The sequence below is a fragment of the Stenotrophomonas lacuserhaii genome (genome assembly GCF_039674585.1).
GTDB lineage: Bacteria > Pseudomonadota > Gammaproteobacteria > Xanthomonadales > Xanthomonadaceae > Stenotrophomonas > Stenotrophomonas pennii_A.
This window is the reverse complement of the sequence record NZ_JBDJNU010000031.1, coordinates 23,188-44,044: the sequence shown is the minus strand read 5'-3', so window position 1 is coordinate 44,044 and position 20,857 is coordinate 23,188. Positions and strand designations below refer to the sequence as shown.

Sequence of the window (20,857 nt, the reverse complement as noted above, 5' to 3'; positions counted from 1 at the left end):
GGGGGGGGGGGGGGGGGGGGGGGTGGGTTTGCGTCGGGTCGTTGCGCGCTCCCCGCGCCCCGCTCGTTCCCTCTGCCCCCCCCCCCCCCCCCCCCCCCCCCCCCCCCCGCCAGCCCACAGCCCCCCGCCCTGGCCGCGACGCTAAACCGCCTCGAAATCCACCAGCACCGCGCCATCGCCCACCTGTTCCCCCGCTTTCGCGCGATAGCCATGCACGGTGCCGTCGGCCGGCGCGGCCAGCGTGTGTTCCATCTTCATCGCCTCCAGCACCACCAGCGGCGTACCGCGGCTGACCTTGCTGCCCGGTTCCACCAGCGTAGCGACGATCCTGCCCGGCATCGGCGCCAGCAGGCTGCCGGCGTCGGCCGTGGCCTGCTCGGATTCGCCTACCGGGTCATGCACCGTGAACCGCTGCTGGCCCTGCGCGGTGAACAGATATACCTGGCCGTCATCGCGCAGCACGCCTGCACGCCAGCGCTGCCCATCCAGCGTCACGTCCAGCTGGCCGTCGGTGAAGCGGCCACTGACCTGCCGCGCCGGTTCGGCATCACGCTGCACCTGCCAGCCATCCGGCTGCGTCCAAACCCGCAGCGTGTACTGGTGCTCGCCCTGCTGCAGCGGCAGCAGGCGCGAGGCTGAAGCCCCGATCCGCCAGCCATCCTGTGCCTGCCACGGTGAGCGCGGATCGCGCGCATCAACCGCTGCGCTCGCCGTCGTCACCGTCGCGGCAACCGCCGCAAGCGTCCACAGCACTTCATCGCCGGCCGCGGGTGCGCCCAGCGCGTCCTGCTCGCGTTCGATCAACGCGGTGTCCAGCTTCGCCTGCGAGAACGAAGCGGTGCCGACCAGCCGCCGCAGGAACCCGGCATTGGTGGTCACGCCCACCACCTGGCAGGCGGCCAACGCCTGCTGCATGCGGCGCAACGCGGCGTCGCGGTCCACGTCCCAGACGATCAGCTTGGCGATCATCGGATCGTAGAAGGGGGTGATGATGTCGCCCTGCTCGACGCCCGTATCCACGCGCACGTGCGCGCTTTCCAGCGGCAGGCGCAGGTGGCGCAGCGTGCCGATGGAGGGCAGGAAACCCTTGTCGGCGTCCTCGGCATACAGCCGCGCTTCCAGCGCATGACCGCGGATCGCCAGCTCGTCCTGGCGCTTGGGCAGCGGCTGGCCGGCGGCCACGCTCAGCTGCCAGGCCACAAGGTCGGTGCCGGTGATGAACTCGGTCACCGGGTGTTCCACCTGCAGCCGGGTGTTCATTTCCATGAAGTAGAAGTCGCCCTCCGGCGAGGCGATGAACTCCACCGTGCCGGCGCCCACGTAACCCACCGCGCGCGCGGCATCCACTGCGGCCTTGCCCATCGCAGCGCGACGCTCGGCGGTCATGCCCGGGGCCGGTGCTTCTTCCAGCACTTTCTGGTGGCGGCGCTGCACCGAACAGTCACGCTCGAACAGGTGCACGACGTTGCCGTGGCCATCGCCGAACACCTGGATCTCGATATGGCGCGGGCGCAGCACGTACTTTTCCACCAGCACGTGGTCATTGCCGAAGGCCGAACGCGCTTCGCGCTGGCAGCTGGCCAGCGCCTCGATGAAGGCCGCGCTGTCGTCCACCCGGCGCATGCCCTTGCCGCCGCCACCGGCGCTGGCCTTGATCAGCACCGGATAGCCGATCGCATCGGCTTGTCCGCGCAGGAACTGCGGGTCCTGGTTGTCGCCGTGGTAGCCGGGGGTCAATGGCACGCCGGCCTGCTGCATCAGCGCCTTGGCCGCGCTCTTGTCACCCATCGCACGGATGGCGCTGGCCGGCGGACCGATGAACACCACGCCGGCAGCCGCGCACGCGTCAGCGAAGGCCGCATTTTCAGACAGGAAACCGTAGCCGGGGTGGATCGCCTGGGCGCCACTGCGGCGGGCCGCTTCCAGGAGCACCTCGGCACGCAGGTAGCTTTCCGCGGCCGGTGCCGGACCGATCGCGATGGCTTCGTCGGCCAGCCGCACATGGCGCGCGTTGCGGTCGGCATCGGAGTACACCGCCACCGTGGCGATGCCGAGTCTGCGGCAGGTTGCAATGACGCGGCAGGCGATCTCGCCGCGGTTGGCGATGAGGATCTTGGTGAACATCATGGAGGGCTCGGTCATGGCGCAGGTCACATGCGGAACACGCCGAAGCGTGTCTCGCGGGCCGGGGCGTTGAGGCTGGCCGACAAGGCCAGGGCCAGCACGCGGCGGGTGTCGGCAGGGTCGATGATGCCGTCGTCCCACAGCCGCGCGCTTGCGTAGTACGGATGTCCCTGGTGTTCGAACTGGTCGCGGATAGGCGCCTTGAAAGCCTCTTCTTCCGCCGCCGCCCAAGCGCCGCCCTTGGCTTGGATGCCATCGCGCTTGACCGTGGCCAGCACGCTGGCGGCCTGCTCGCCGCCCATCACCCCGATGCGTGCGTTGGGCCACATCCACAGGAAATTGGGCGAATAGGCGCGGCCGCACATGCCGTAGTTGCCGGCCCCGAATGAACCGCCGATCACCACCGTGAACTTCGGCACCTTCGCACACGCTACCGCCATCACCAGCTTGGCCCCGTCCTTGGCGATGCCGCCCTGTTCGTACTTGCGGCCCACCATGAAGCCGGTGATGTTCTGCAGGAACACCAGCGGGATGTTGCGCTGGGTGCACAGTTCGATGAAGTGCGCGCCCTTCAGCGCGGACTCGGAAAACAGGATGCCGTTGTTGGCGATGATGCCCACCGGGTAACCGTGCAGGTGCGCAAAGCCGGTGACCAGGGTGCTGCCGTAGCGCGGCTTGAACTCGTCGAACCGCGATCCGTCCACCAGCCGGGCGATCACTTCGCGCACGTCGAACGGCTTGCGCGTATCGGCCGGGATCACGCCATACAGCTCATGCACCGGGAACAGCGGCGCCTCCACCGGCTGCAGCGCCATCGCCGGCTCCGGCTTGCGCCAGTTGAGCTGGGCGATGATCGCGCGGACCCGCGCCAGCGCCTGCAGGTCGTTGTCGGCCATGTGGTCGGCCACGCCGGAAAGCCGCGTGTGCACGTCGGCACCGCCGAGGTCTTCGGCGCTGACCACTTCACCGGTGGCGGCCTTCACCAGCGGCGGGCCGCCCAGGAAAATGGTGCCCTGCTCGCGCACGATCACCGTTTCATCGCTCATCGCCGGCACGTAGGCACCGCCAGCCGTGCAGCTGCCCATCACGCAGGCGATCTGCGGGATGCCCTGCGCGGACAGATTGGCCTGGTTGTAGAAGATGCGGCCGAAGTGGTCGCGGTCCGGGAATACCTCGTCCTGCAGCGGCAGGAAGGCGCCACCCGAGTCGACCAGGTAGATGCAGGGCAGGCGGTTCTGCTCGGCGATCTCCTGCGCACGCAGGTGCTTCTTGACCGTCATCGGGTAATAGGTGCCGCCCTTGACCGTGGCATCGTTGGCCACGATCACGCATTCCACGCCGCTCACCCGGCCGATGCCGGCCACCACGCCGGCGCAGGGCACGGCGTCTTCATACATGCCGTGCGCCGCCAGCGGGGCGATTTCCAGGAAGGCGCTGCCGGCATCCAGCAGCGCATCGATGCGCTCACGCACCAGCAGCTTGCCGCGCGCGGTGTGCTTGCTGCGTGCCGCCTCGCTGCCGCCCAGCGCGGTGCGCGCCAGGGTGGCATGCAGGTCATCGACCACTGCCTGCATGGCACTGCGGTTGCTTTCGAAGGATCCGCTGCCAGGCTGCAGCTGGGTGTTCAGAATGCTCATGGAAGGCCCTTACAGCGTGCGCTGGAACAGTTCGCGACCGATCAGCATGCGGCGGATTTCCGAGGTGCCCGCGCCGATTTCATACAGCTTGGCATCGCGCCACAAGCGGCCGGTGGGGTACTCGTTGATGTAGCCGTTGCCGCCCAGGATCTGGATCGCCTGGCCGGTCAGCCAGGTGGCTTTCTCGGCGGCATACAGGATCGCGCCGGCCGCATCCTGGCGGGTGGTGCGGCCCTGGTCGCAGGCGCGCGCCACCGCATACACATAGGCCCGGCACGCGCCGAGGCCGACGTACATGTCGGCGATCTTGGCCTGGATCAGCTGGAAGCTGCCGATGGCTTCGCCGAACTGGTGGCGCTCGTGCACATAGGGCATCACCACGTCCATCGCCGCGGCCATCAGCCCCAGCGGGCCGCCGGACAGCACCACGCGTTCGTAATCCAGCCCGGACATCAGCACGCGCACGCCACTGCCTTCCTGGCCGAGCACGTTTTCCGCCGGTACTTCGCAATCCTGGAACACCAGTTCACTGGTGGGCGAGGAGCGCATGCCGAGCTTGTCCAGCTTCTGCGCGGTGCTGAAACCCTTCATGCCTTTTTCCACCAGGAAGGCGGTGATGCCCTTCGCGCCGGCGTCCGGATCGGTCTTGGCATACACCACCAGCACGTCGGCATCCGGGCCGTTGGTGATCCACATCTTGTTGCCGTTGAGCACGTAGCGGTCGCCACGCTTTTCCGCGCGCAGCTTCATCGACACCACGTCGGAGCCGGCACCGGGTTCGCTCATCGCCAGCGCGCCGACCAGCTCGCCCCTGCACAGGCCGGGCAGGAACCGCTGCTTCTGCGCTTCGGTCCCGTTCTTGCGCAGCTGGTTCACGCACAGGTTGGAGTGCGCGCCGTAGGAAAGGCCGATGCCGCCGGAAGCACGCGAGACTTCTTCCATCGCCACCACATGGGCCAGGTAACCCATGCCGGTGCCGCCGTATTCCTCTTCCACGGTCATGCCGAGCAGGCCCTGCTCGCCCAGCTTGCGCCACAGCGCCAGCGGGAACTGGTTGGTTTCATCGGCATGGGCGGCCAACGGCGCGATCTCGGCGGCAGCGAACTGCGCCACGCTGTCGCGCAGCAGGTCGATGTCTTCGCCAAGGTCGAAGTTCAGGGATGGAACGTGCATGCGGGCGACTCCACGGACAGGCGGCGGGTAGGGGGCGCACCGGAGGGGGGCAGGCAAGGCGCCTGCGCGGGCGATGGAGCCAGACTAGCCCGGATCGGATAAAAAGTGAACACAAGTTCAAAAATTGAATCTACAATCACCCCATGGCTTACAAACGCTCCCCGCTGATGGAAGAACGGATGGCGGGGGCGCGCGAGCGGATCCTGCTGGCGGCCCGTGAACTGGTCGCGGCGGGCGGTTACCGCAATGCCCCGGTGACCGCCGTGGCGACCCAGGCGGGGGTGTCCACCGGGCTGATCTACCGCCACTTCCCGTCCAAGGCCGAGCTGTTCGTGGAGGTGTTGAGCGCGGCGGTGGAGCACGAAGTCGAGATCCTGGAAGGCATCGCCGCCGGCCCCGAACCGGCCCCGCAGCGGCTGCGGCTGGCGATCACTGCCTTCGTGCGGCGCGCGTTGGCCGGCCCGGGGCTGGCGCATGCCTTCATCGTCGAACCGGTCGACCCGGAAGTGGAAGCCGAGCGCATGCGCGGGCGGCGACGCTTCGGCGACGTGTTCCGTCGGCTGGTCGAAGATGGCATCGCCAGCGGCGCGTTCCCGGCGCAGGACGTGGACGTCACCGCGGCCTGCATCGTCGGTGCCTTCACCGAAGCCCTGGTGGGCCCGACCGCGCCCAGCCGCCAGGCCCACCGCGACGAACATGCGCTGGCCGACTCGATCAGCGCGTTCTGCCTGCGTGCCGCCGGCGGCTGATCACGGTCCCGGCATGCACAACCGGTAGCGCCGAGCCATGCTCGGCGAGCGCAGCGACGCGGCCTGCATGAGGTGCCGTGCGGCCGGCAGCCAAAGCCGCCGAGCACGGCTCGGCGCTACCAGAGCCGGCCGGCGCAACCGGTAGCGCCGAGCCACCCTCGGCGAGCGCAGCGGTCTGGCGACCACGCCGATGCTGCACTGCGCTGTTGTCCCCGGCGAGGCCCGTTCTATACTCGGCCGGCAGGCTCATACGCTCAGCCGTGGTCCATCGACTATCAGCCAGGGGTAACGAAGAGTGCGGAATCACGATCTTGAGTTCCTGAAACGCTTTTCCATGGTCATCGGCCTGCTGGCCGTGATCACCTTGGGGTTGATCTTCCTGGCCGCCTGGCTGCATACCCGGATTCCTGCCGAGGTATCGCCTACGGCGGTGATGCGGACCGGCCAGCGCATCGCCCCGTCCGGCGCGGTCTACGCCGGCAGCACCGGCGCGGCGGCGCAGGCAGCGGCCCAGGCGGCCGCGCTCGCAAAGGCCGCCTCGCAGGTGGCCTACGGTGGCACCACCGACGGCAAAGTGATCTACGACAACCTCTGCACCGCCTGCCACACCACCGGTGTCGGCCTGGCCCCCACGCTGGACCATTCGCACTGGGATGCGCGCATCGCGCAGGGCAAGGAAACGCTCTACAAGCACGCGATCGAGGGCTACACCGGCCCGGACGGCGGGATCATGCCACCCAAGGGCGGAAACCCCGCGCTCACCGAAGAGCAGATCCACGCCACGGTCGACTGGATGCTCGGCAACCTGAAGTAAAAAAGGGGGCTCGCCCCCTTCTTCTTTGCCGCTTGCGGCCAGCGGAGCGGCGACGCATCAGGCCTTCATGTTTTGTGGTTACAGTGGCGGCATCCCCTTCCGTTGCCGCTGTAACTGTCTGGAGCCGTTGTCGATGCGCCGTTGCCTGCTTGCCTTTGCCGTGGCTTTATCTGTTTCCCCCGCTTTCGCCCAGCCGCAGCCGCAGCCCGCGCCGCAGGCCATGCCGGGCCAGTTGGCCAGCCCGCAGGGCGCCCCCCTCACCCTGGCCCGTGCGCCAGCTGACTGGCGTGCGCTGGATGGCCGGTACGTCCGCATCACCGCGCCGCTCACGCTGGCCGGCACCGACGGGCTGGAGCGTTCCGGCCAGCTCACCGTCGCCTTCGAAGGCCGCCTGTGGCAGCCCACCGAGGTGGCCGTGCCGGGCAGCGCCGGCCAACGCCAGGTGATGGCCGACAACCAGCGTCGGCGGCTGCTGCTCGACGACGGCAGCGATGCCCGCGACCCGCAGCAGGTGCCCTACCTGGCCAGCGACGCGGTGCTGCGCACCGGCATGCAGCTGCGTGGCGTGGAAGGCCGGGTGCGCGTGGACGCCGAAGGCCGCCCCAGCCTGCAGCCCGGCCGCGTGCTGGAGCTGCCTTCACTGCAGCGTCCGGCGGTGCCGCAGGTGGGCGGCTCGCTGAAGGTAGCCGCGTTCAACCTGGAGAATTTCTTCAATGGCGACGGCAAAGGCGGCGGTTTCCCCACCCTGCGCGGCGCCAGGACCCTGGACGAACACAAGGCGCAGCTGAACAAGCTGATCGCCACCATCGGCCCGCTGGATGCTGACGTGGCGGCGCTGATGGAGCTGGAGAACGATGGCTACGGGCCGCAGTCGGCGATTGCCACGCTGGTCGATGCGCTCAACGCCGCACCCGGCAGCCACGCTGATTGGCGCTTCGTCGATGCCGGCAACGGCCCGGGCGGGAATCCGATCCGGGTCGGCATCATCTACCGCGCCAGCCGGCTGACCGCGCTCGGCAAACCAGCCACGCTGGAAGGCGGCAGCTTCGTCGAACACAGCCGCGTTCCGCTGGCGCAGGCCTTCCAGGCCAAGGGCGGCGCCCCCTTCATGGTGGTCGCCAACCACTTCAAGTCGAAAGGCTGCCGCGATGCCAGCGGCGCCGATGCCGACCACGACGACGGCCAAGGCTGCTGGAACGCCACCCGGGTGGCATCAGCCGAACAGTTGAACGCCTGGATGCAGGAGGACCCGACCGGTACCGGCGCACGCGATGGGGTGCTGCTGGGCGACTTCAATGCCTATGCGATGGAAGACCCGATCCGCGCGCTGCGCAGCGCCGGCTGGCAGGACGCTTTCGCGCTGGCCAAGGTGGAGCGTCCCTACAGCTACGTCTACAACGGCTACAGCGGACGGCTGGACCACGCGCTGCTCAATGCGGGCATGGCCAAGCGCCTGGCGGGCGCGGCGGAATGGCACAGCAACGCCGACGAAATGGATGCCAGCGGTTACCAGCAGCGCAATGTCGATGGCCCGTGGCGCAGTTCCGACCACGATCCCCTGCTGCTCGGCTTCGATCGCTGACCTTCGCGGTGGGGTCAGAGTCTGACCCCTTTGCCAGGCCTCACCCGGCGGCGATCAAGCCGATCGCCAGCACGGCCAACGCCAGGCCCACGCGGTTCCACGCGCTGGTGCGCTCGCCGAAACCGACCATGCCGACCAGCGCCCCCAGCACCACAACGCCGATGTTCATGCCGGCGAACACGCTGGCCGGGTTGTCGGGCAGGGCCTGGTGTGCATGCACGTAGAACAGGATGTTGCCGCCGTTCAGCAGGCCCAGCAGCGCGCCTGCGCCGAGGTTGCGCCACGCCAGCCGGGTACGGCCCCGCGCATGCCGCCATAGCTGCAGGGCCAGCATCAGGATGAAGGCCAGGCTGAAGCACAGCAGCAGCGCGGCCATCGACGGGGTGCCGGACAGCGCGACCTTCTTCAGCAGGATGTCCACCGCCGCGAAGCCGGCCCACACCCCGAGCAGCCAGCGCCAGCCTGCCGGCGCGGCGTCCGCCGCCGGACCGCGCGGCCGCGCGCTGATGGCCAGCATCGCCACCAGTCCCAGGCCCAGGCCTGCCAGCTTCCACGGCGTGGCGGTCTGGCCGAAGAACGCGAACGCGGCCAGCAGCGAAAGCAGCAGCGACAAGCGCTGCGCCACGTCACTTCGCACGATGCCGGCCACCGCTACCGCGCGGCCCAGCACCAGGAAGATCGCCGGCAGGATCACCGCCAGCGCCAACAGGGCCGCCCACGGGGCATCGCTGGAGTGCAGCGAGGCCAGCGGCGGGCGCAGCACCAGCCCGGTCATCGCCGCGGCCACCAGGTAATTCCAGGTGACCATCTGGCCCACGTCCAGCTGCTGGCGCCGTGCGAGCTTCAGCATCACCGACACCAGCACGCTGCAGATCACCGCGAATGCAAGGAAGTACATGGGGGCCGGGAGCAGGGGACGGGTGGGGGACGCTATCATGTTGCCATGCGCAATCCTCCTTTCCCCCCGCAGTCGGACACCCTCGTGCTTGCCGGACCGGTCGGTCCGCTGGATGTCGCGGTTGATCTGCCCAAGCCCGAGGTGGCGGCCCAGCCGGTGACCGCCATCGTCTGCCACCCGCTGTCCACCGAGGGCGGCACGATGCACAACAAGGTGGTCACCATGGCCGCCAACGCGCTGCGCGACCTCGGCGTGGCGACGGTGCGTTTCAACTTCCGCAGTGTCGGCGGATCGGCTGGCCGCTTCGACCACGGCAACGGCGAACAGGACGACCTGAAGGCCGTGGTGGCCTGGGTGCGCGAACAGCGCCCGGGTGACCAGCTGTGGCTGGCAGGCTTCAGTTTCGGCGCCTTCGTTTCGTTGAAAGTCACCGCCGACGTGCAGCCGCAGGCGCTGGTATCGATCGCCCCGCCGGCCGGCCGCTGGGACTTCGGCGGCATCCAGCCGCCGGCACGGTGGCTGGTGATCCAGGGCGAACAGGACGAGATCGTCGATCCGCAGGCGGTGTATGACTGGTTGGATAGCGTGGACGCACCGCACGAGCTGGTGCGCATGCCCGACACCAGCCACTTCTTCCACCGCAAGCTGATCGACCTGCGCGGGGCGATCACCCACGGGGTGAAGCGCTGGTTGCCGCTGCAAGCGGATCCGGCGGCATGAGCGAGGCGGTGATGACCCCTTCGCGGCGCTATGCCGAGGGCGTGGCACGCGGCGAATGGCAGGACGACCCGGCCCAGCACGCCGCGCTGGCCGAACTGGACCGCATCCACCTGGCGCTGCTGGAAGATGCCGACGACGGCTGGCTGGACCGGCTGTCGTCGTTCTTCAAGAAGCCGGAGGCAGTCAAGGGCCTGTATTTCTGGGGTGGCGTCGGCCGCGGCAAGACCTTCCTGGTGGACCTGTTCTACGACGGGCTGCCGATCGAGCAGAAGTACCGCACCCACTTCCACCGGTTCATGCGCGGCATCCACGAACGCCTGCGCGAACACCAGGGGCAGAGCGACCCGCTGGCGAAGATCGCCCAGGAGTGGCGCAGCAAGCTGCGCGTGCTGGTGCTGGACGAGTTCTTCGTCACCGACATCGGCGATGCGATGCTGCTGGCGCGCCTGCTGGAACGGCTGTTCGCCGAGGGCGTGACCCTGGTGACCACCTCCAATACGGCAGTGGAAAACCTGTACCTGAACGGCCTGCAGCGCGACAGCTTCTTGCCCGCCATCGACCTGCTGCAGCGCTACTGCGTGGAGCTGTACGCCGAAGGCACCGAGGACTACCGCATGCGCGCGCTCACGCGTTCGCCGGTGTACCGCGCGCCGCTGGCGGCCGACAGCGATGAATGGCTGGGCAGCCGGTGGGCCGACCTCAGCGGTGGGCAGCCGGCGAAGGCCGGCAACATCGAGATCGAAGGCCGCAAGATTCCGGTGCGCGGGCGCGGCAAGAGCATCGCCTGGTTCGATTTCCCGGCGCTGTGCGAAGGCCCGCGCGGGCCCTCGGATTACATCGAGATCGCGCAGGAGTTCAACACCGTGCTGCTGGGCGGCGTCCCCGCCTTCGACCGCAACAACGAAGACGCCGCGCGGCGCTTCGTCAACCTCATCGACGAACTGTACGACCGCCACGTCAACCTGGTCTGCACCGCCACCACCTCGCCGGTCGAGCTGTATACCGGCAACCGCCTGCAGGGCGCCTTCGAGCGCACCGCCTCGCGCCTGATCGAAATGCAGAGCGCCGAGTACCTGGGCACCGCGCACAAAGCCTGAAAAAAGGGGACGGCGGGGATTAAGGCGCAAACGGCCCGACGGCGGCCGTTTGCGCCTTAATCCCCTCCGTCCCCTTTTTGGCTGCCCAGCCAGCTTCGTGCAGGCCGCGTGAGGCTCACTGTTGCGTTGATCGCGACCCGCTGTCACACCAAAAGGGTGTCCTGCGGCCTTGACTGCGCACCCGTTTCCGACGGGTGTCGCCCCGGCCGGGCGGGTTGGAAAGCGCTGGTCCTTGCGCCACAAGGGATTAGGAGAAATCCCTACATTTGGCGTTGACGGACCCCCTTACCCCCACTATCTTGTGGCCGTCGGTGTCTTCGACCACAAGTCGAGGACACGGACGGGAAGCCTGGACCCCTGCACGCAGGGACCCCGGCACTGCCCCGCAACGGTACTTTCGGGAGCCTTTCCGTCTTGCCGACAGCCGCATGTGCACATGTGCGGCACTGGCTGCGTGATCTCTGATCGGATGACGGGTTTTGCAGGGTGCGGTGTGCGGGCTTTCCGTCACTGTCGCGCCGGATGCGACACCTCTCTTTCATCCTTGGATTGATCCGCACCGGAACGTGCCTGCCCAGGCGCGCCGTGCATCCCATCTCACGCCCAGAGGACCACCGCCGTGACCACCGAAAACAGTGCCACCATCGACAAGGAAAGCGAGTTCCTGCTTACGTCGCCGCCGACTGCCAACACCATGAGTGTGACCAAGCGCAACGGTACGACCGAGCTGGTGGACCTGAACAAGATCGTCCGCGCGGTGCAGCGTTCCTCGGAAGGCCTGCATTCGGTCGATCCGATGCGCGTGGCCACCCGCACCATTTCCGGCCTGTACAACGGCGCCACCACGCAGGAGCTGGACGAACTGTCCATCCGCACCTCCGCCCTGCTGATCGGTGAAGAGCCCGAGTACGGCCGCCTGGCCGCGCGCCTGCTGGCCAACTTCATCGCCAAGGAAGTGTCCAACCAGGAGATCCACGCGTTCTCCCAGTCGGTCGGCCGTGGCCACGAAGTGGGCCTGATCAACGACCGCCTGCTGGGCTTCGTGCAGATCAACGCGCGCAAGCTCAACGATGCGATCGATCCGACGCTCGACCTGAACTTCGACTACTTCGGCCTGCGTACCCTGTACGACCGCTACCTGCTGCGCCATCCGCACACCCGCAAGGTGATCGAGACCCCGCAGCAGTTCTTCCTGCGCATCGCCAGCGCGCTGAGCGAAGACGTGGCCGAGACCCTCGCGCTGTACAAGCGCATGGGCAACCTGGATTACCTGCCGTCCTCGCCGACGCTGTTCAATTCGGGCACCACCCACGAGCAGCTGTCGTCCTGCTTCCTGCTGGATTCGCCGCAGGATTCGCTGGAATCCATCTATTCCAAGTACGGCGACATCGCCCAGCTGTCCAAGTTCAGCGGCGGCATCGGCGTCAGCTACACCCGCGTGCGTTCGCGTGGCTCGCTGATCAAGTCCACCAACGGCCATTCCAACGGCATCGTGCCGTGGCTGAAGACCATGGATTCCTCGGTCGCCGCGGTGAACCAGGGCGGCAAGCGCAAGGGCGCGGCCTGTGTGTACCTGGAAAGCTGGCACGCCGACATCGAGGACTTCCTCGAGCTGCGTGACAACACCGGCGACGAATCGCGCCGTGCGCACAACCTGAACCTGGCCAACTGGATCCCGGACCTGTTCATGAAGCGCGTCGAGGCCGACCAGGAATGGTCGCTGTTCGATCCGCGCGTGGTCCCCGAGTTCACCGATCTGTTCGGCGACGCCTTCGAAGCGGCGTACCTGCAGGCCGAAGCGCAGGGCAAGGCCAACCGCACCATCTCCGCGCGCAAGCTGTACTCGCGGATGATGCGCACCCTGGCCGAGACCGGCAACGGCTGGATGACCTTCAAGGACAAGTGCAACCGCGCCAGCAACCAGACCCTGCGTCCGGGCAACGTGATCCACCTGTCCAACCTGTGCACCGAAATCCTGGAAGTCACCTCGGCCGAAGAGACCGCGGTGTGCAACCTGGGCTCGATCAACCTGGGCAACCATTTCGATGCCCACGGCGAGTTCGATTTCGACAAGCTGGCCGACACCGTGCGCCTGGCGATCCGCCAGCTGGACCGCGTGATCGACCTGAACTTCTACCCGATCGAATCGGCACGTCGCGGCAACCTGCGCTGGCGCCCGGTCGGCCTGGGCTGCATGGGCCTGCAGGACGTGTTCTTCCGCAAGCGCCTGGCCTTCGACAGTGCCGAAGCCCGCGCGCTGTCGAAGAAGATCGCCGAAAGCATCTACTTCCATGCGCTGGAAACCTCGGTCGAACTGGCCCAGGAACGCGGCAGGCATCCGTCCTTCGCCGACACCCGTGCGGCCAGCGGCGAGCTGCAGTTCGATGCCTGGAACGTGGTGCCGGAAGACACCGCGCGTTGGGACGCCCTGCGTGAGCGCATCAAGGAACACGGCCTGCGCAACTCGCTGATGATCGCGATCGCCCCGACTGCCACCATCGCTTCCATCGCGGGCTGCTACGAGTGCGTGGAGCCGCAGGTGTCCAACCTGTTCAAGCGCGAGACCCTGTCCGGCGACTTCCTGCAGATCAACCGTTACCTGGTGACCGAACTGAAGAAGCTGGGCCACTGGACGCCGGAAATGCGCGATGCGATCAAGCTGGCCGACGGTTCCATCCAGGGCATTGCACAGATCCCGGAAACGCTGCGCCACGTGTACCGCACCGCGTGGGAACTGCCGATGCGTTCGCTGATCGACATGGCCGCCGATCGTGGCGCCTTCATCGACCAGTCCGCCTCGCTCAACCTGTTCATGGAAAGCCCGAACATCGGCGCGATGTCGTCCATGTACATGTACGCCTGGAAGCAGGGCATCAAGACCACGTACTACCTGCGTTCGCGTCCGGCCACCAAGATCGCCAAGACCACCGTCAGCAGCCACGTGGCCGCCGTCGATCCGGTCGATGCCGTCGCCTGCTCGCTGGAAAATCCGGAAAGCTGCGAGGCGTGCCAGTAAGCGGCACGCTCCGTCACATCATCGTAAAAGCGGTAGCGCCGAGCCATGCTCGGCGTTGTCGCCCGTGAAACCAAGGAATCACCATGGCTGATAAACCCACCCAGATGCTGCTCGACCCAGGTTTCGAACTGACCCTGCGTCCGATGCGCTACTCGCAGTTCTACGAGATGTACCGGAACGCGATCAAGAACACCTGGACGGTGGAAGAGATCAACTTCCAGATCGACATCAGCGACCTGCATTCGAAGATGTCGCCGGCCGACCGCCACCTGATCCACCGCCTGGTCGCGTTCTTCGCCACCGGCGATTCGATCGTGTCCAACAACCTGGTGCTGAACCTGTACCAGCACCTCAATGCGCCCGAAGCGCGCATGTACCTGTCGCGCCAGCTGTATGAAGAGGCGCTGCACGTGCAGTTCTACCTGACCCTGCTGGACAACTACCTGCCGGATCCGGATGAGCGCGTCAAAGCCTTTGCCGCGGTGGAGAACATCGACTCGATCAAGAAGAAGGCCGACTTCTGCTTCAAGTGGATCGATTCCATCCAGAACCTGCGCCGGATCGAAACGCGCGACCAGCGCCGCCAGTTCCTGCTCAACCAGATCTGCTTCGCTGCCTGCATCGAAGGCCTGTTCTTCTTCGCCGCGTTCGCCTACGTGTACTACTTCCGTTCGCGTGGCCTGCTCAACGGCCTGGCATCGGGTACCAACTGGGTGTTCCGCGATGAAAGCGCGCACATGGAGTTCGCCTTCGAGTGCGTGGACGTGATCCGCGAAGAAGAGCCGGACCTGTTCGACGATGCGATGAAGCAGCAGGTGTACGACATGCTGGCCGAAGCGATCGAGTGCGAAGTGCAGTTCGCCGAAGACGTGCTGTCCGGCGGCGTGGCGGGTATTTCCACCCGCGACATGCGCCAGTACCTGCAGCACTGCGCCGACAACCATTTCCACCGCCTGGGCATGGAAAAGAAGTACAACGTGCGCAACCCGCTGTCCTTCATGGAACTGCAGGACGTGCAGGAGCTGACCAACTTCTTCGAACGCCGTTCCTCGGCGTACCAGGTCGGCGTGAAGGGCGAAGTCGCCTTCGACATGTCCTTCTGATCGGGTAGTGACGGCCGCTGGCCGTCAACCCGACGTCAACGCGTGACACTGAAAAGGGACGGATGCGACATAATCGCTCCGTCCCTTTCTCATGCCGGTACCCCCATGACCGCCCAGCCCGAAATCGTGCCGCCCATCGAAGTGCGCATGGCGGAGATCGTCTTCCCCAACCACACCAACCATATGGGCACCCTGTTCGGTGGCCAGGCGCTGGCATGGATGGACAAGGCCGCGTTCCTGGCCGCCGCGCGCTACTCGCGCCGCACCGTGGTCACCGCGCGCAGTGACCAGGTCGATTTCAAACTGCCGATCCGCATTGGCCAGATGGTCGAAACCATTGGCCGTATCGTGGAAGTTGGCCGCAGTTCGATGAAAGTGCAGGTGGAATTGATCGCCGAGGACCTGCACAACGGCGAGCGCAAGCTGTGCACCCGCGGCCACTTCGTGATGATCGCACTGGACGACGAAGGCCATCCCACTGCCGTCCCGGCATTGCCCGAGGCCACGCCGGACGCCTGAGCCGCTGCTTGCACGGTGGCCGGGTTGCCCCCATCTGAGCGGGTATGAGCCAGCCGCTGACCGATTTCATCGCGCGCGCCCGCCGCCTGTTCGTGCTGACCGGCGCCGGTTGCAGCACTGCCTCCGGCATTCCGGATTACCGCGATGCCGATGGCCAGTGGAAGCGCACCCCGCCGGTGACCTACCAGGCCTTCATGGCCGAACCGGCGACCCGCCAGCGCTACTGGGCACGCAGCCTGGTCGGCTGGCCGCGCTTCGGCCACGCCGTGCCCAATGGCACCCATCACGCGCTGGCCGCGCTGGAAGCCAGCGGCAAGCTGGAAGTGCTGCTGACCCAGAACGTGGATGTGCTGCACCAGCGTGCCGGCAGTGCCAACGTGATCGACCTGCATGGCCGGCTGGACCGCGTGCGCTGCATGGGCTGCGAACAGCGCACTGGCCGCGAGGACCTGCAGCAGCGCCTGATGGCGGCCAATCCCGGCTGGGACGCGCTGGATGCTGGCATCGCACCGGATGGTGACGCCGACCTGGAGACCGATTTCTCCGCCTTCAACGTGCCGGACTGCCTGCACTGCGGTGGCCTGCTGAAGCCGGACGTGGTCTTCTTCGGTGAAAACGTGCCGCGCGAACGCGTCGCGGCCGTGCATGACCACCTGCAGCGCGCCGATGCGGTGCTGGTGGTGGGCTCATCGCTGATGGTGTACTCCGGCTTCCGCTTCGTGCAGGCCGCCGCCAAGGCCGGACTGCCGGTGGCAGCGCTGAACCGTGGCCGCACCCGCGCCGATGAACTGCTCGCCTTCAAGGACGAGCGCGACTGCGCCGAAGCCCTGGCACCGTGGCTGGCAGCATCGTGACACCCGCCGTGGTGGGTGACGACCGTTGGTCGTCACGCTCTTCATCCACACCAAAAAACCCTGTTCCAACACAGCGCTTGATCTCCAACCCCATCGGCGCTGCAATAGCCCCCTGTCTTTTCCCCCTGCGAATCCCCCACGTGAGCCAGCTGCTGTCGCCCGTCACCTTCGGGCCCCTGACCCTGCCCAACCGCATCGTGATCGCGCCGATGTGCCAGTATTCCGCCGAAAACGGCCAGGCCACCGATTGGCACACCATCCACCTGGGCAACCTGTCCCAGTCCGGCGCCGGACTGCTGATCCTGGAAGCCACCGCCGTCGAGCCACGCGGCCGCATCAGCCATGCCGACCTGGGCCTGTGGGACGACGCCACCGAAGCCGCCCTGGACAAGGTGCTGCAGACGGTACGCCGCTGGTCGACGATGCCGATCGGCATCCAGCTCGGCCACGCCGGTCGCAAGGCCTCGGTGTCGCGTCCGTGGGAAGGCGGCAAGCAGATTCCTGCCGATGATGACAACGGCTGGACGCCGGTCGCGCCGTCGCCGCGCCCGTTCCACGCCGGCAACCCGGCCCCGCACGAACTGACCGAAGCCGAGATCGCCGGCATCGTCGAAGCCTTCGCCGAAAGCGCACGCCGCGCCGAGCGCCTGGGTATCCAGTTGATCGAACTGCATGCCGCGCACGGCTACCTGCTGCACCAGTTCCTGTCGCCACTGAGCAACCAGCGTACCGATGGCTACGGCGGCCCGCTGCCGAACCGCATGCGCCTGCTGATCGAGGTGTACGACGCGGTGCGTGCGGCGGTATCGCCGTCGATCGCCGTGGGCGTGCGTATTTCGGCCAGTGACTGGGTCGCCGGCGGCTGGGACATCACCCAGACCGAGACCGTGGCGATGATCCTGGAATCGCGCGGCTGCAACTTCCTGCATGTTTCCAGCGGTGGCCTGGACGAACGCCAGAAGATCGAGATCGGCCCGGGCTACCAGGTGCCATTCGCTGCCGCGATCAAGGCCAAGGGCCGCATGCCGGTGATTGCCGTGGGCCTGATCACCGAGCCCGACCAGGCCGAGTCGATCCTGCGCCACAACCATGCCGATGCCATCGCCCTGGCACGCGGCATCCTGTACGACCCGCGCTGGCCGTGGCACGCCGCCGCCGCACTCGGCGACAGCGTGGTGCCAGCCCCGCAGTACCTGCGCTGCGAACCGCGCGAAGCCCGCGGCGTCTTCGAAACGCGCTGATCCGGTAGTGACGGCCGCCGGCCGTCATGCCCGTGCCCTTGGCCACTGGTGGGTGACGACCGTTGGTCGTCACCCTCACGTTGACGGCCGCTGGCCCTCCGTCCGCTGACCCTCACCCCGCCGGCACCTGCCACGCCACCGGCAATCCCGCCTGCAGGTGCTCGAACAGCACGCGGATGCGCGCGGTGAAGTCGCGCCGGTCGCTCAGGCAGAAGTACATATCCATGGGTTCGGGCCGCCACGCCGGATCGTCGGCCAGCACGGCCTGCAGGCGGCCGTCGCGCAGATAGGGTTCGGCGACGAACGCGGCCAACCGGGTAATACCGCCGCCGGCTGCGGCCAGTTCGGCCAGGGCATCGATGTCGTCGCAGATCATTCCCGGCCGCATCGTCGCCTCGACGCGGCCGTGTTCGCCGACCAGCCCCCAACGCAGCGGACGGCCGTCGGCGGGGAAGCGGAACAGCAGCGCGCGGTGACTCGCCAGCTGCTCCGGTGAGGTCGGGGTGCCGGCTCGTTGCAGATAGGAAGGGGCGGCGCAGAACACGAACGGGATGCGTGCCAGCGGGCGTGCCACCAGCCCATCCTGCAGCTGTGCACCGATGCGGATGCTCACGTCCACCGACTCTTCGGCGTGGCGCACGGCGCGGTCGGAAAGCCGCAGTTCCAGCTGCAGCTGCGGATACCGGCGCTGCAGCGCGGGCAGCATCGGCGCCAGCACGTGGCGCCCGAACGCGCGGCTGCAGCCGATGCGCAGCGGGCCGACCGGTTCGATGTCGCCGCTGCTGATCGCGGCCTGTGCGCCGGCCAGGTCCGCTTCGATGTGCTGCACCTTGGCCAGGTACAGCGCGCCGGCTTCGCTGAGGGACAGCGAACGGGTGCTGCGGTTGAACAGGCGCACGCCGAGGTGGGCCTCCAGCCGGCTGATGTTCTGGCCGACGGCCGTGGCGCTGATGCCGAGTGCGCGCGCCGCGCCGGCGATGCTGCCGGCTTCGGCGGTGCGGGTGAAGGTGCGGATGAGCTGGAGCAGGTTCATGACCGCACAGCCTGCCATGGCCGGGGGCAAAGTTCTGCTTCGGACTGCCCCAAGCACGCAGGGGCTGCAGCCGGGATGCGCTTCGGGCATGCTGGAAGGCTGTTCCTGCACTCCCCTCACATGACCGATTCCACTGCATTGCCGGCCCGTCGCGGGCTGAAGTTCGGCCATCGCGCTACGCCCTATGTGTTCGCCTTTTTCATGGCCGGCATCATGGCGATGCTGATGTGCCTGGTGATCACCGCCGCGCATGCGGGGGTGGACGCGGCCTATCTGGGCCGCGTGCTGGAGGCCTATCTGCTGGCGATGCCGGTGGCGTTCTGCTGCGTGCTGGTGGTGCGCCCGCTGGTGCTGCGGCTGGTGGCACTGACAGTGCATCCGCCGGGCTGAGGGCAGAGACGGCCAGCGGCCGTCACTACCGGGCGCGGTCGGTAGCGCCGAGCCATGCTCGGCGGATTCCATCCGGCGTCCGGGTTCCTGCAAAGGCCACGTGGCGCTAGCGGAACACCACCGTACGATGCCCATTGAGCAGGATGCGGTGCTCCACGTGCCGGCGCACCGCACGCGCCAGCACCTGCGACTCGGTATCGCTGCCCAGCCGTACCAGGTCACGCGGGGTCATCGCATGATCCACGCGGGCCACGTCCTGTTCGATGATCGGGCCTTCGTCCAGATCTTCGGTCACGTAGTGCGCGGTGGCACCGATGATCTTGACCCCGCGTGCGTGCGCCTGGTGATACGGCTGCGCGCCCTTGAAACTGGGCAGGAAGCTGTGGTGGATGTTGATCGCACGGCCCGCCAGCGCGCGGCACAGCGTCGGCGAAAGGATCTGCATGTAACGCGCCAGCACCACCAGGTCGATCTTCTCGCGCTCGACCAGATCAATGATCTGGCGTTCCTGTACTTCGCGCGTTTCCCCGCTCACCGGCAGGTGATGGAATGGAATGCCGTACGACGCCGCGAGCGGTGCGAAGTCGGCGTGGTTGGAGGCCACTGCGGCGATGTCCACCTTCAACTGGCCACTGTGGGCGCGGAACAGCAGGTCGTTGAGGCAGTGACCCTGCTTGCTGACCAGCACCAGCAGGCGCGCGCGGCGGCGGCCGTCGTGCAGTTGCCAGTCCATGCCAAAGTCGCTGGCCAGCGTCTGCATGGAGGCCTGGACGGTATCCAGCGGCAGCGCGGCATCGCGGTCGAAATGCACGCGCAGGAAGAAGCGCCCGCTCTCCTCGTCGCCGAACTGCTGGGCGTCCAGGATGTTGCAGCCGTGGTCGTACAACAGGCCGGACACGCGGTAGACGATACCGGTGCGGTCCGGGCAGGACAGGGTGAGGATGGAGTCGGGTCGCATCCGGCCAAGTCTAGGCCAGCCTGCTGCGCTGCGGAATAAATGCTCTCAGATGCAACTGCATTGACCGGTAGTGACGGCCGCTGGCCGTCATGCCTGCGCCTTCCGCTGCGCTCGCCGAGCACGGCTCGGCGCTACCGGAACAGCACCGGGTGCGATCAGAGCAGCGCGATGCCCGCCGTTGCCAGCGCCTGGCGCGTGGCGTCGTCGTTGTCGGCGCTGACCGGTCGGGTGAGGTTCCAGTGGAAACCCACGGCGAAGCCGGCGCTGGCCGCGTCCTGTGCGGTCCACAGCACGCAGTAGTCGCGTGCCAGCCCGCACACATGCACTTCGCTGATGCCGCGTTCGCGCAGCCAGCCGGCCAGCCCTGTTGCCGGGCGCGACCCTTCCGGGCCGTGGTTTTCGCGGAACGCGCTGTATGAATCCACCCGCGGACGGGTGCCCTTGCGCAGTACCAGGTCGGCCGCATTCCAGTCCACGCCGGGATGCAGCGCGGCACCGGGTGATCCCTGCACGCAGTGGTCGGGCCACAGGGTCTGCGGATGGCCATGCAGCTGGATCTGCGCGAACGGCTGCTGGCCGGCGTAGTGGCTGGCGAACGATGCATGGTTGGCTGGGTGCCAATCCTGGGTGGCGACCACGGTGCGGTAGCGGCGCTCGGCCAGCAGCGCGGCCACCGGGGCGACCAGCGCATCGCCATCGGCACAGGCCAACGCGCCGCCGGGCATGAAATCCGGTTGCAGGTCCACCACGATCAAGGCCACGTGGGCGGGCAGGGGCGTCATGGGAAAATCCGTACCGGGGGAGCCTGCAGCGTAGCGGGGGACAGGGCGTAGCGTCGAGCTTGTTCGACGGCACGGGAGGGGGTGTCGAGCAAGCTCGACACTACGGGAAGGCGGGGGGTGTCGAGCAGGCTCGACACTACAAGGGCGGCGGCAGCGCGCCGCCGCCC

Annotated in this window: 18 protein-coding genes; 11 read left to right on the top strand and 7 right to left on the bottom strand. The window is 67.5% G+C overall.

The features are described 5' to 3' along the window. Positions 1-141: 141 nt before the first annotated feature. The 3 genes from ABE522_RS12600 to ABE522_RS12590 are packed head-to-tail and all read right to left on the bottom strand — an operon-like array spanning position 142 to position 4,934. Positions 142-2,124, bottom strand: coding sequence for an acetyl/propionyl/methylcrotonyl-CoA carboxylase subunit alpha (locus ABE522_RS12600; RefSeq protein ID WP_346591986.1), 1,983 nt, complete (start codon positions 2,122-2,124; stop codon positions 142-144). Positions 2,125-2,150: 26 nt separating this feature from the next. After that, a complete protein-coding gene (locus ABE522_RS12595) occupies positions 2,151-3,761 on the bottom strand; it encodes a carboxyl transferase domain-containing protein (protein WP_346591985.1) in 1,611 nt (536 codons plus the stop codon). 9 nt (positions 3,762-3,770) lie between these two features. After that, positions 3,771-4,934 (bottom strand): isovaleryl-CoA dehydrogenase, encoded by a 1,164-nt coding sequence (locus ABE522_RS12590; protein ID WP_346591984.1) that lies wholly within the window; start codon positions 4,932-4,934, stop codon positions 3,771-3,773. 143 nt (positions 4,935-5,077) lie between these two features. On the opposite strand from ABE522_RS12590, the gene ABE522_RS12585 reads away from it, so the two are divergent. The 3 genes from ABE522_RS12585 to ABE522_RS12575 all read left to right on the top strand — a co-directional run bounded on the left by ABE522_RS12585 (position 5,078) and on the right by ABE522_RS12575 (position 8,079). Further along, on the top strand, positions 5,078-5,683 hold the full coding sequence (locus tag ABE522_RS12585; protein WP_346591983.1) for a TetR/AcrR family transcriptional regulator: 606 nt from the start codon (positions 5,078-5,080) through the stop codon (positions 5,681-5,683). A 295-nt stretch (positions 5,684-5,978) separates the two neighbouring features. Continuing rightward, positions 5,979-6,497 (top strand): c-type cytochrome, encoded by a 519-nt coding sequence (locus ABE522_RS12580; protein WP_346591982.1) that lies wholly within the window; start codon positions 5,979-5,981, stop codon positions 6,495-6,497. A gap of 133 nt (positions 6,498-6,630) precedes the next feature. Next, positions 6,631-8,079, top strand: coding sequence for an ExeM/NucH family extracellular endonuclease (locus ABE522_RS12575; RefSeq protein ID WP_346591981.1), 1,449 nt, complete (start codon positions 6,631-6,633; stop codon positions 8,077-8,079). Positions 8,080-8,119: 40 nt separating this feature from the next. Here ABE522_RS12575 and ABE522_RS12570 read toward each other — a convergent pair whose 3' ends face one another. Further along, on the bottom strand, positions 8,120-8,977 hold the full coding sequence (locus tag ABE522_RS12570; RefSeq protein ID WP_346591980.1) for an EamA/RhaT family transporter: 858 nt from the start codon (positions 8,975-8,977) through the stop codon (positions 8,120-8,122). Between the two features lie 45 nt (positions 8,978-9,022). Here ABE522_RS12570 and ABE522_RS12565 point away from each other — a divergent pair, with 45 nt between their 5' ends. The 7 genes from ABE522_RS12565 to ABE522_RS12535 all read left to right on the top strand — a co-directional run bounded on the left by ABE522_RS12565 (position 9,023) and on the right by ABE522_RS12535 (position 17,527). Then, a complete protein-coding gene (locus ABE522_RS12565) occupies positions 9,023-9,697 on the top strand; it encodes an alpha/beta hydrolase (protein ID WP_346591979.1) in 675 nt (224 codons plus the stop codon). Then, positions 9,694-10,794 (top strand): cell division protein ZapE, encoded by a 1,101-nt coding sequence (zapE, locus tag ABE522_RS12560; RefSeq protein WP_346591978.1) that lies wholly within the window; start codon positions 9,694-9,696, stop codon positions 10,792-10,794. Before ABE522_RS12565 ends, zapE begins: the two co-directional genes overlap by 4 nt. Positions 10,795-11,413: 619 nt before the next feature. Beyond that, complete coding sequence (locus ABE522_RS12555) at positions 11,414-13,810, top strand: ribonucleoside-diphosphate reductase subunit alpha (protein ID WP_346591977.1); 2,397 nt, start codon at positions 11,414-11,416, stop codon at positions 13,808-13,810. Positions 13,811-13,893: 83 nt separating this feature from the next. Then, positions 13,894-14,913 carry a ribonucleotide-diphosphate reductase subunit beta gene (locus tag ABE522_RS12550; protein WP_346591976.1) on the top strand — a complete coding sequence of 340 codons (1,020 nt, stop codon included), beginning with the start codon at positions 13,894-13,896 and terminating at the stop codon, positions 14,911-14,913. Positions 14,914-15,018: 105 nt separating this feature from the next. Further along, entirely contained in the window at positions 15,019-15,432 is a 414-nt protein-coding gene (locus ABE522_RS12545) for an acyl-CoA thioesterase (RefSeq protein ID WP_346591975.1), read from the top strand. Positions 15,433-15,476: 44 nt separating this feature from the next. Beyond that, positions 15,477-16,286, top strand: coding sequence for an NAD-dependent protein deacetylase (locus tag ABE522_RS12540; protein ID WP_346591974.1), 810 nt, complete (start codon positions 15,477-15,479; stop codon positions 16,284-16,286). Between the two features lie 140 nt (positions 16,287-16,426). Further along, positions 16,427-17,527 carry an NADH:flavin oxidoreductase/NADH oxidase gene (locus ABE522_RS12535; RefSeq protein WP_080335134.1) on the top strand — a complete coding sequence of 367 codons (1,101 nt, stop codon included), beginning with the start codon at positions 16,427-16,429 and terminating at the stop codon, positions 17,525-17,527. 112 nt (positions 17,528-17,639) lie between these two features. Here ABE522_RS12535 and ABE522_RS12530 read toward each other — a convergent pair whose 3' ends face one another. Further along, positions 17,640-18,560, bottom strand: coding sequence for a LysR family transcriptional regulator (locus tag ABE522_RS12530; RefSeq protein ID WP_346591973.1), 921 nt, complete (start codon positions 18,558-18,560; stop codon positions 17,640-17,642). Between the two features lie 120 nt (positions 18,561-18,680). Here ABE522_RS12530 and ABE522_RS12525 point away from each other — a divergent pair, with 120 nt between their 5' ends. Next, on the top strand, positions 18,681-18,950 hold the full coding sequence (locus tag ABE522_RS12525) for a DUF2798 domain-containing protein (RefSeq protein WP_346591972.1): 270 nt from the start codon (positions 18,681-18,683) through the stop codon (positions 18,948-18,950). Positions 18,951-19,056: 106 nt separating this feature from the next. Here ABE522_RS12525 and purU read toward each other — a convergent pair whose 3' ends face one another. Together purU and pncA are read right to left on the bottom strand one after the other, a co-directional pair. Then, positions 19,057-19,908 (bottom strand): formyltetrahydrofolate deformylase, encoded by an 852-nt coding sequence (gene purU, locus ABE522_RS12520; protein ID WP_346591971.1) that lies wholly within the window; start codon positions 19,906-19,908, stop codon positions 19,057-19,059. A 155-nt stretch (positions 19,909-20,063) separates the two neighbouring features. Further along, complete coding sequence (gene pncA, locus ABE522_RS12515; protein WP_346591970.1) at positions 20,064-20,690, bottom strand: bifunctional nicotinamidase/pyrazinamidase; 627 nt, start codon at positions 20,688-20,690, stop codon at positions 20,064-20,066. Between the last annotated feature and the right edge of the window lie 167 nt (positions 20,691-20,857).

What these genes read in the sequence shown, in the direction of transcription:
- ABE522_RS12530 (WP_346591973.1), bottom strand. Translation starts at nt 18,560, where the DNA reads ATGAACCTGCTCCAGCTCATCCGCACCTTCACCCGCACCGCCGAAGCC.
- ABE522_RS12600 (WP_346591986.1), bottom strand. Translation starts at nt 2,124, where the DNA reads ATGTTCACCAAGATCCTCATCGCCAACCGCGGCGAGATCGCCTGCCGC.
- pncA (WP_346591970.1), bottom strand. Translation starts at nt 20,690, where the DNA reads ATGACGCCCCTGCCCGCCCACGTGGCCTTGATCGTGGTGGACCTGCAA.
- zapE (WP_346591978.1), top strand. Translation starts at nt 9,694, where the DNA reads ATGAGCGAGGCGGTGATGACCCCTTCGCGGCGCTATGCCGAGGGCGTG.
- ABE522_RS12590 (WP_346591984.1), bottom strand. Translation starts at nt 4,934, where the DNA reads ATGCACGTTCCATCCCTGAACTTCGACCTTGGCGAAGACATCGACCTG.
- ABE522_RS12585 (WP_346591983.1), top strand. Translation starts at nt 5,078, where the DNA reads ATGGCTTACAAACGCTCCCCGCTGATGGAAGAACGGATGGCGGGGGCG.
- ABE522_RS12525 (WP_346591972.1), top strand. Translation starts at nt 18,681, where the DNA reads ATGACCGATTCCACTGCATTGCCGGCCCGTCGCGGGCTGAAGTTCGGC.
- ABE522_RS12570 (WP_346591980.1), bottom strand. Translation starts at nt 8,977, where the DNA reads ATGTACTTCCTTGCATTCGCGGTGATCTGCAGCGTGCTGGTGTCGGTG.
- ABE522_RS12545 (WP_346591975.1), top strand. Translation starts at nt 15,019, where the DNA reads ATGACCGCCCAGCCCGAAATCGTGCCGCCCATCGAAGTGCGCATGGCG.
- ABE522_RS12575 (WP_346591981.1), top strand. Translation starts at nt 6,631, where the DNA reads ATGCGCCGTTGCCTGCTTGCCTTTGCCGTGGCTTTATCTGTTTCCCCC.
- purU (WP_346591971.1), bottom strand. Translation starts at nt 19,908, where the DNA reads ATGCGACCCGACTCCATCCTCACCCTGTCCTGCCCGGACCGCACCGGT.
- ABE522_RS12565 (WP_346591979.1), top strand. Translation starts at nt 9,023, where the DNA reads ATGCGCAATCCTCCTTTCCCCCCGCAGTCGGACACCCTCGTGCTTGCC.
- ABE522_RS12550 (WP_346591976.1), top strand. Translation starts at nt 13,894, where the DNA reads ATGGCTGATAAACCCACCCAGATGCTGCTCGACCCAGGTTTCGAACTG.
- ABE522_RS12540 (WP_346591974.1), top strand. Translation starts at nt 15,477, where the DNA reads ATGAGCCAGCCGCTGACCGATTTCATCGCGCGCGCCCGCCGCCTGTTC.
- ABE522_RS12595 (WP_346591985.1), bottom strand. Translation starts at nt 3,761, where the DNA reads ATGAGCATTCTGAACACCCAGCTGCAGCCTGGCAGCGGATCCTTCGAA.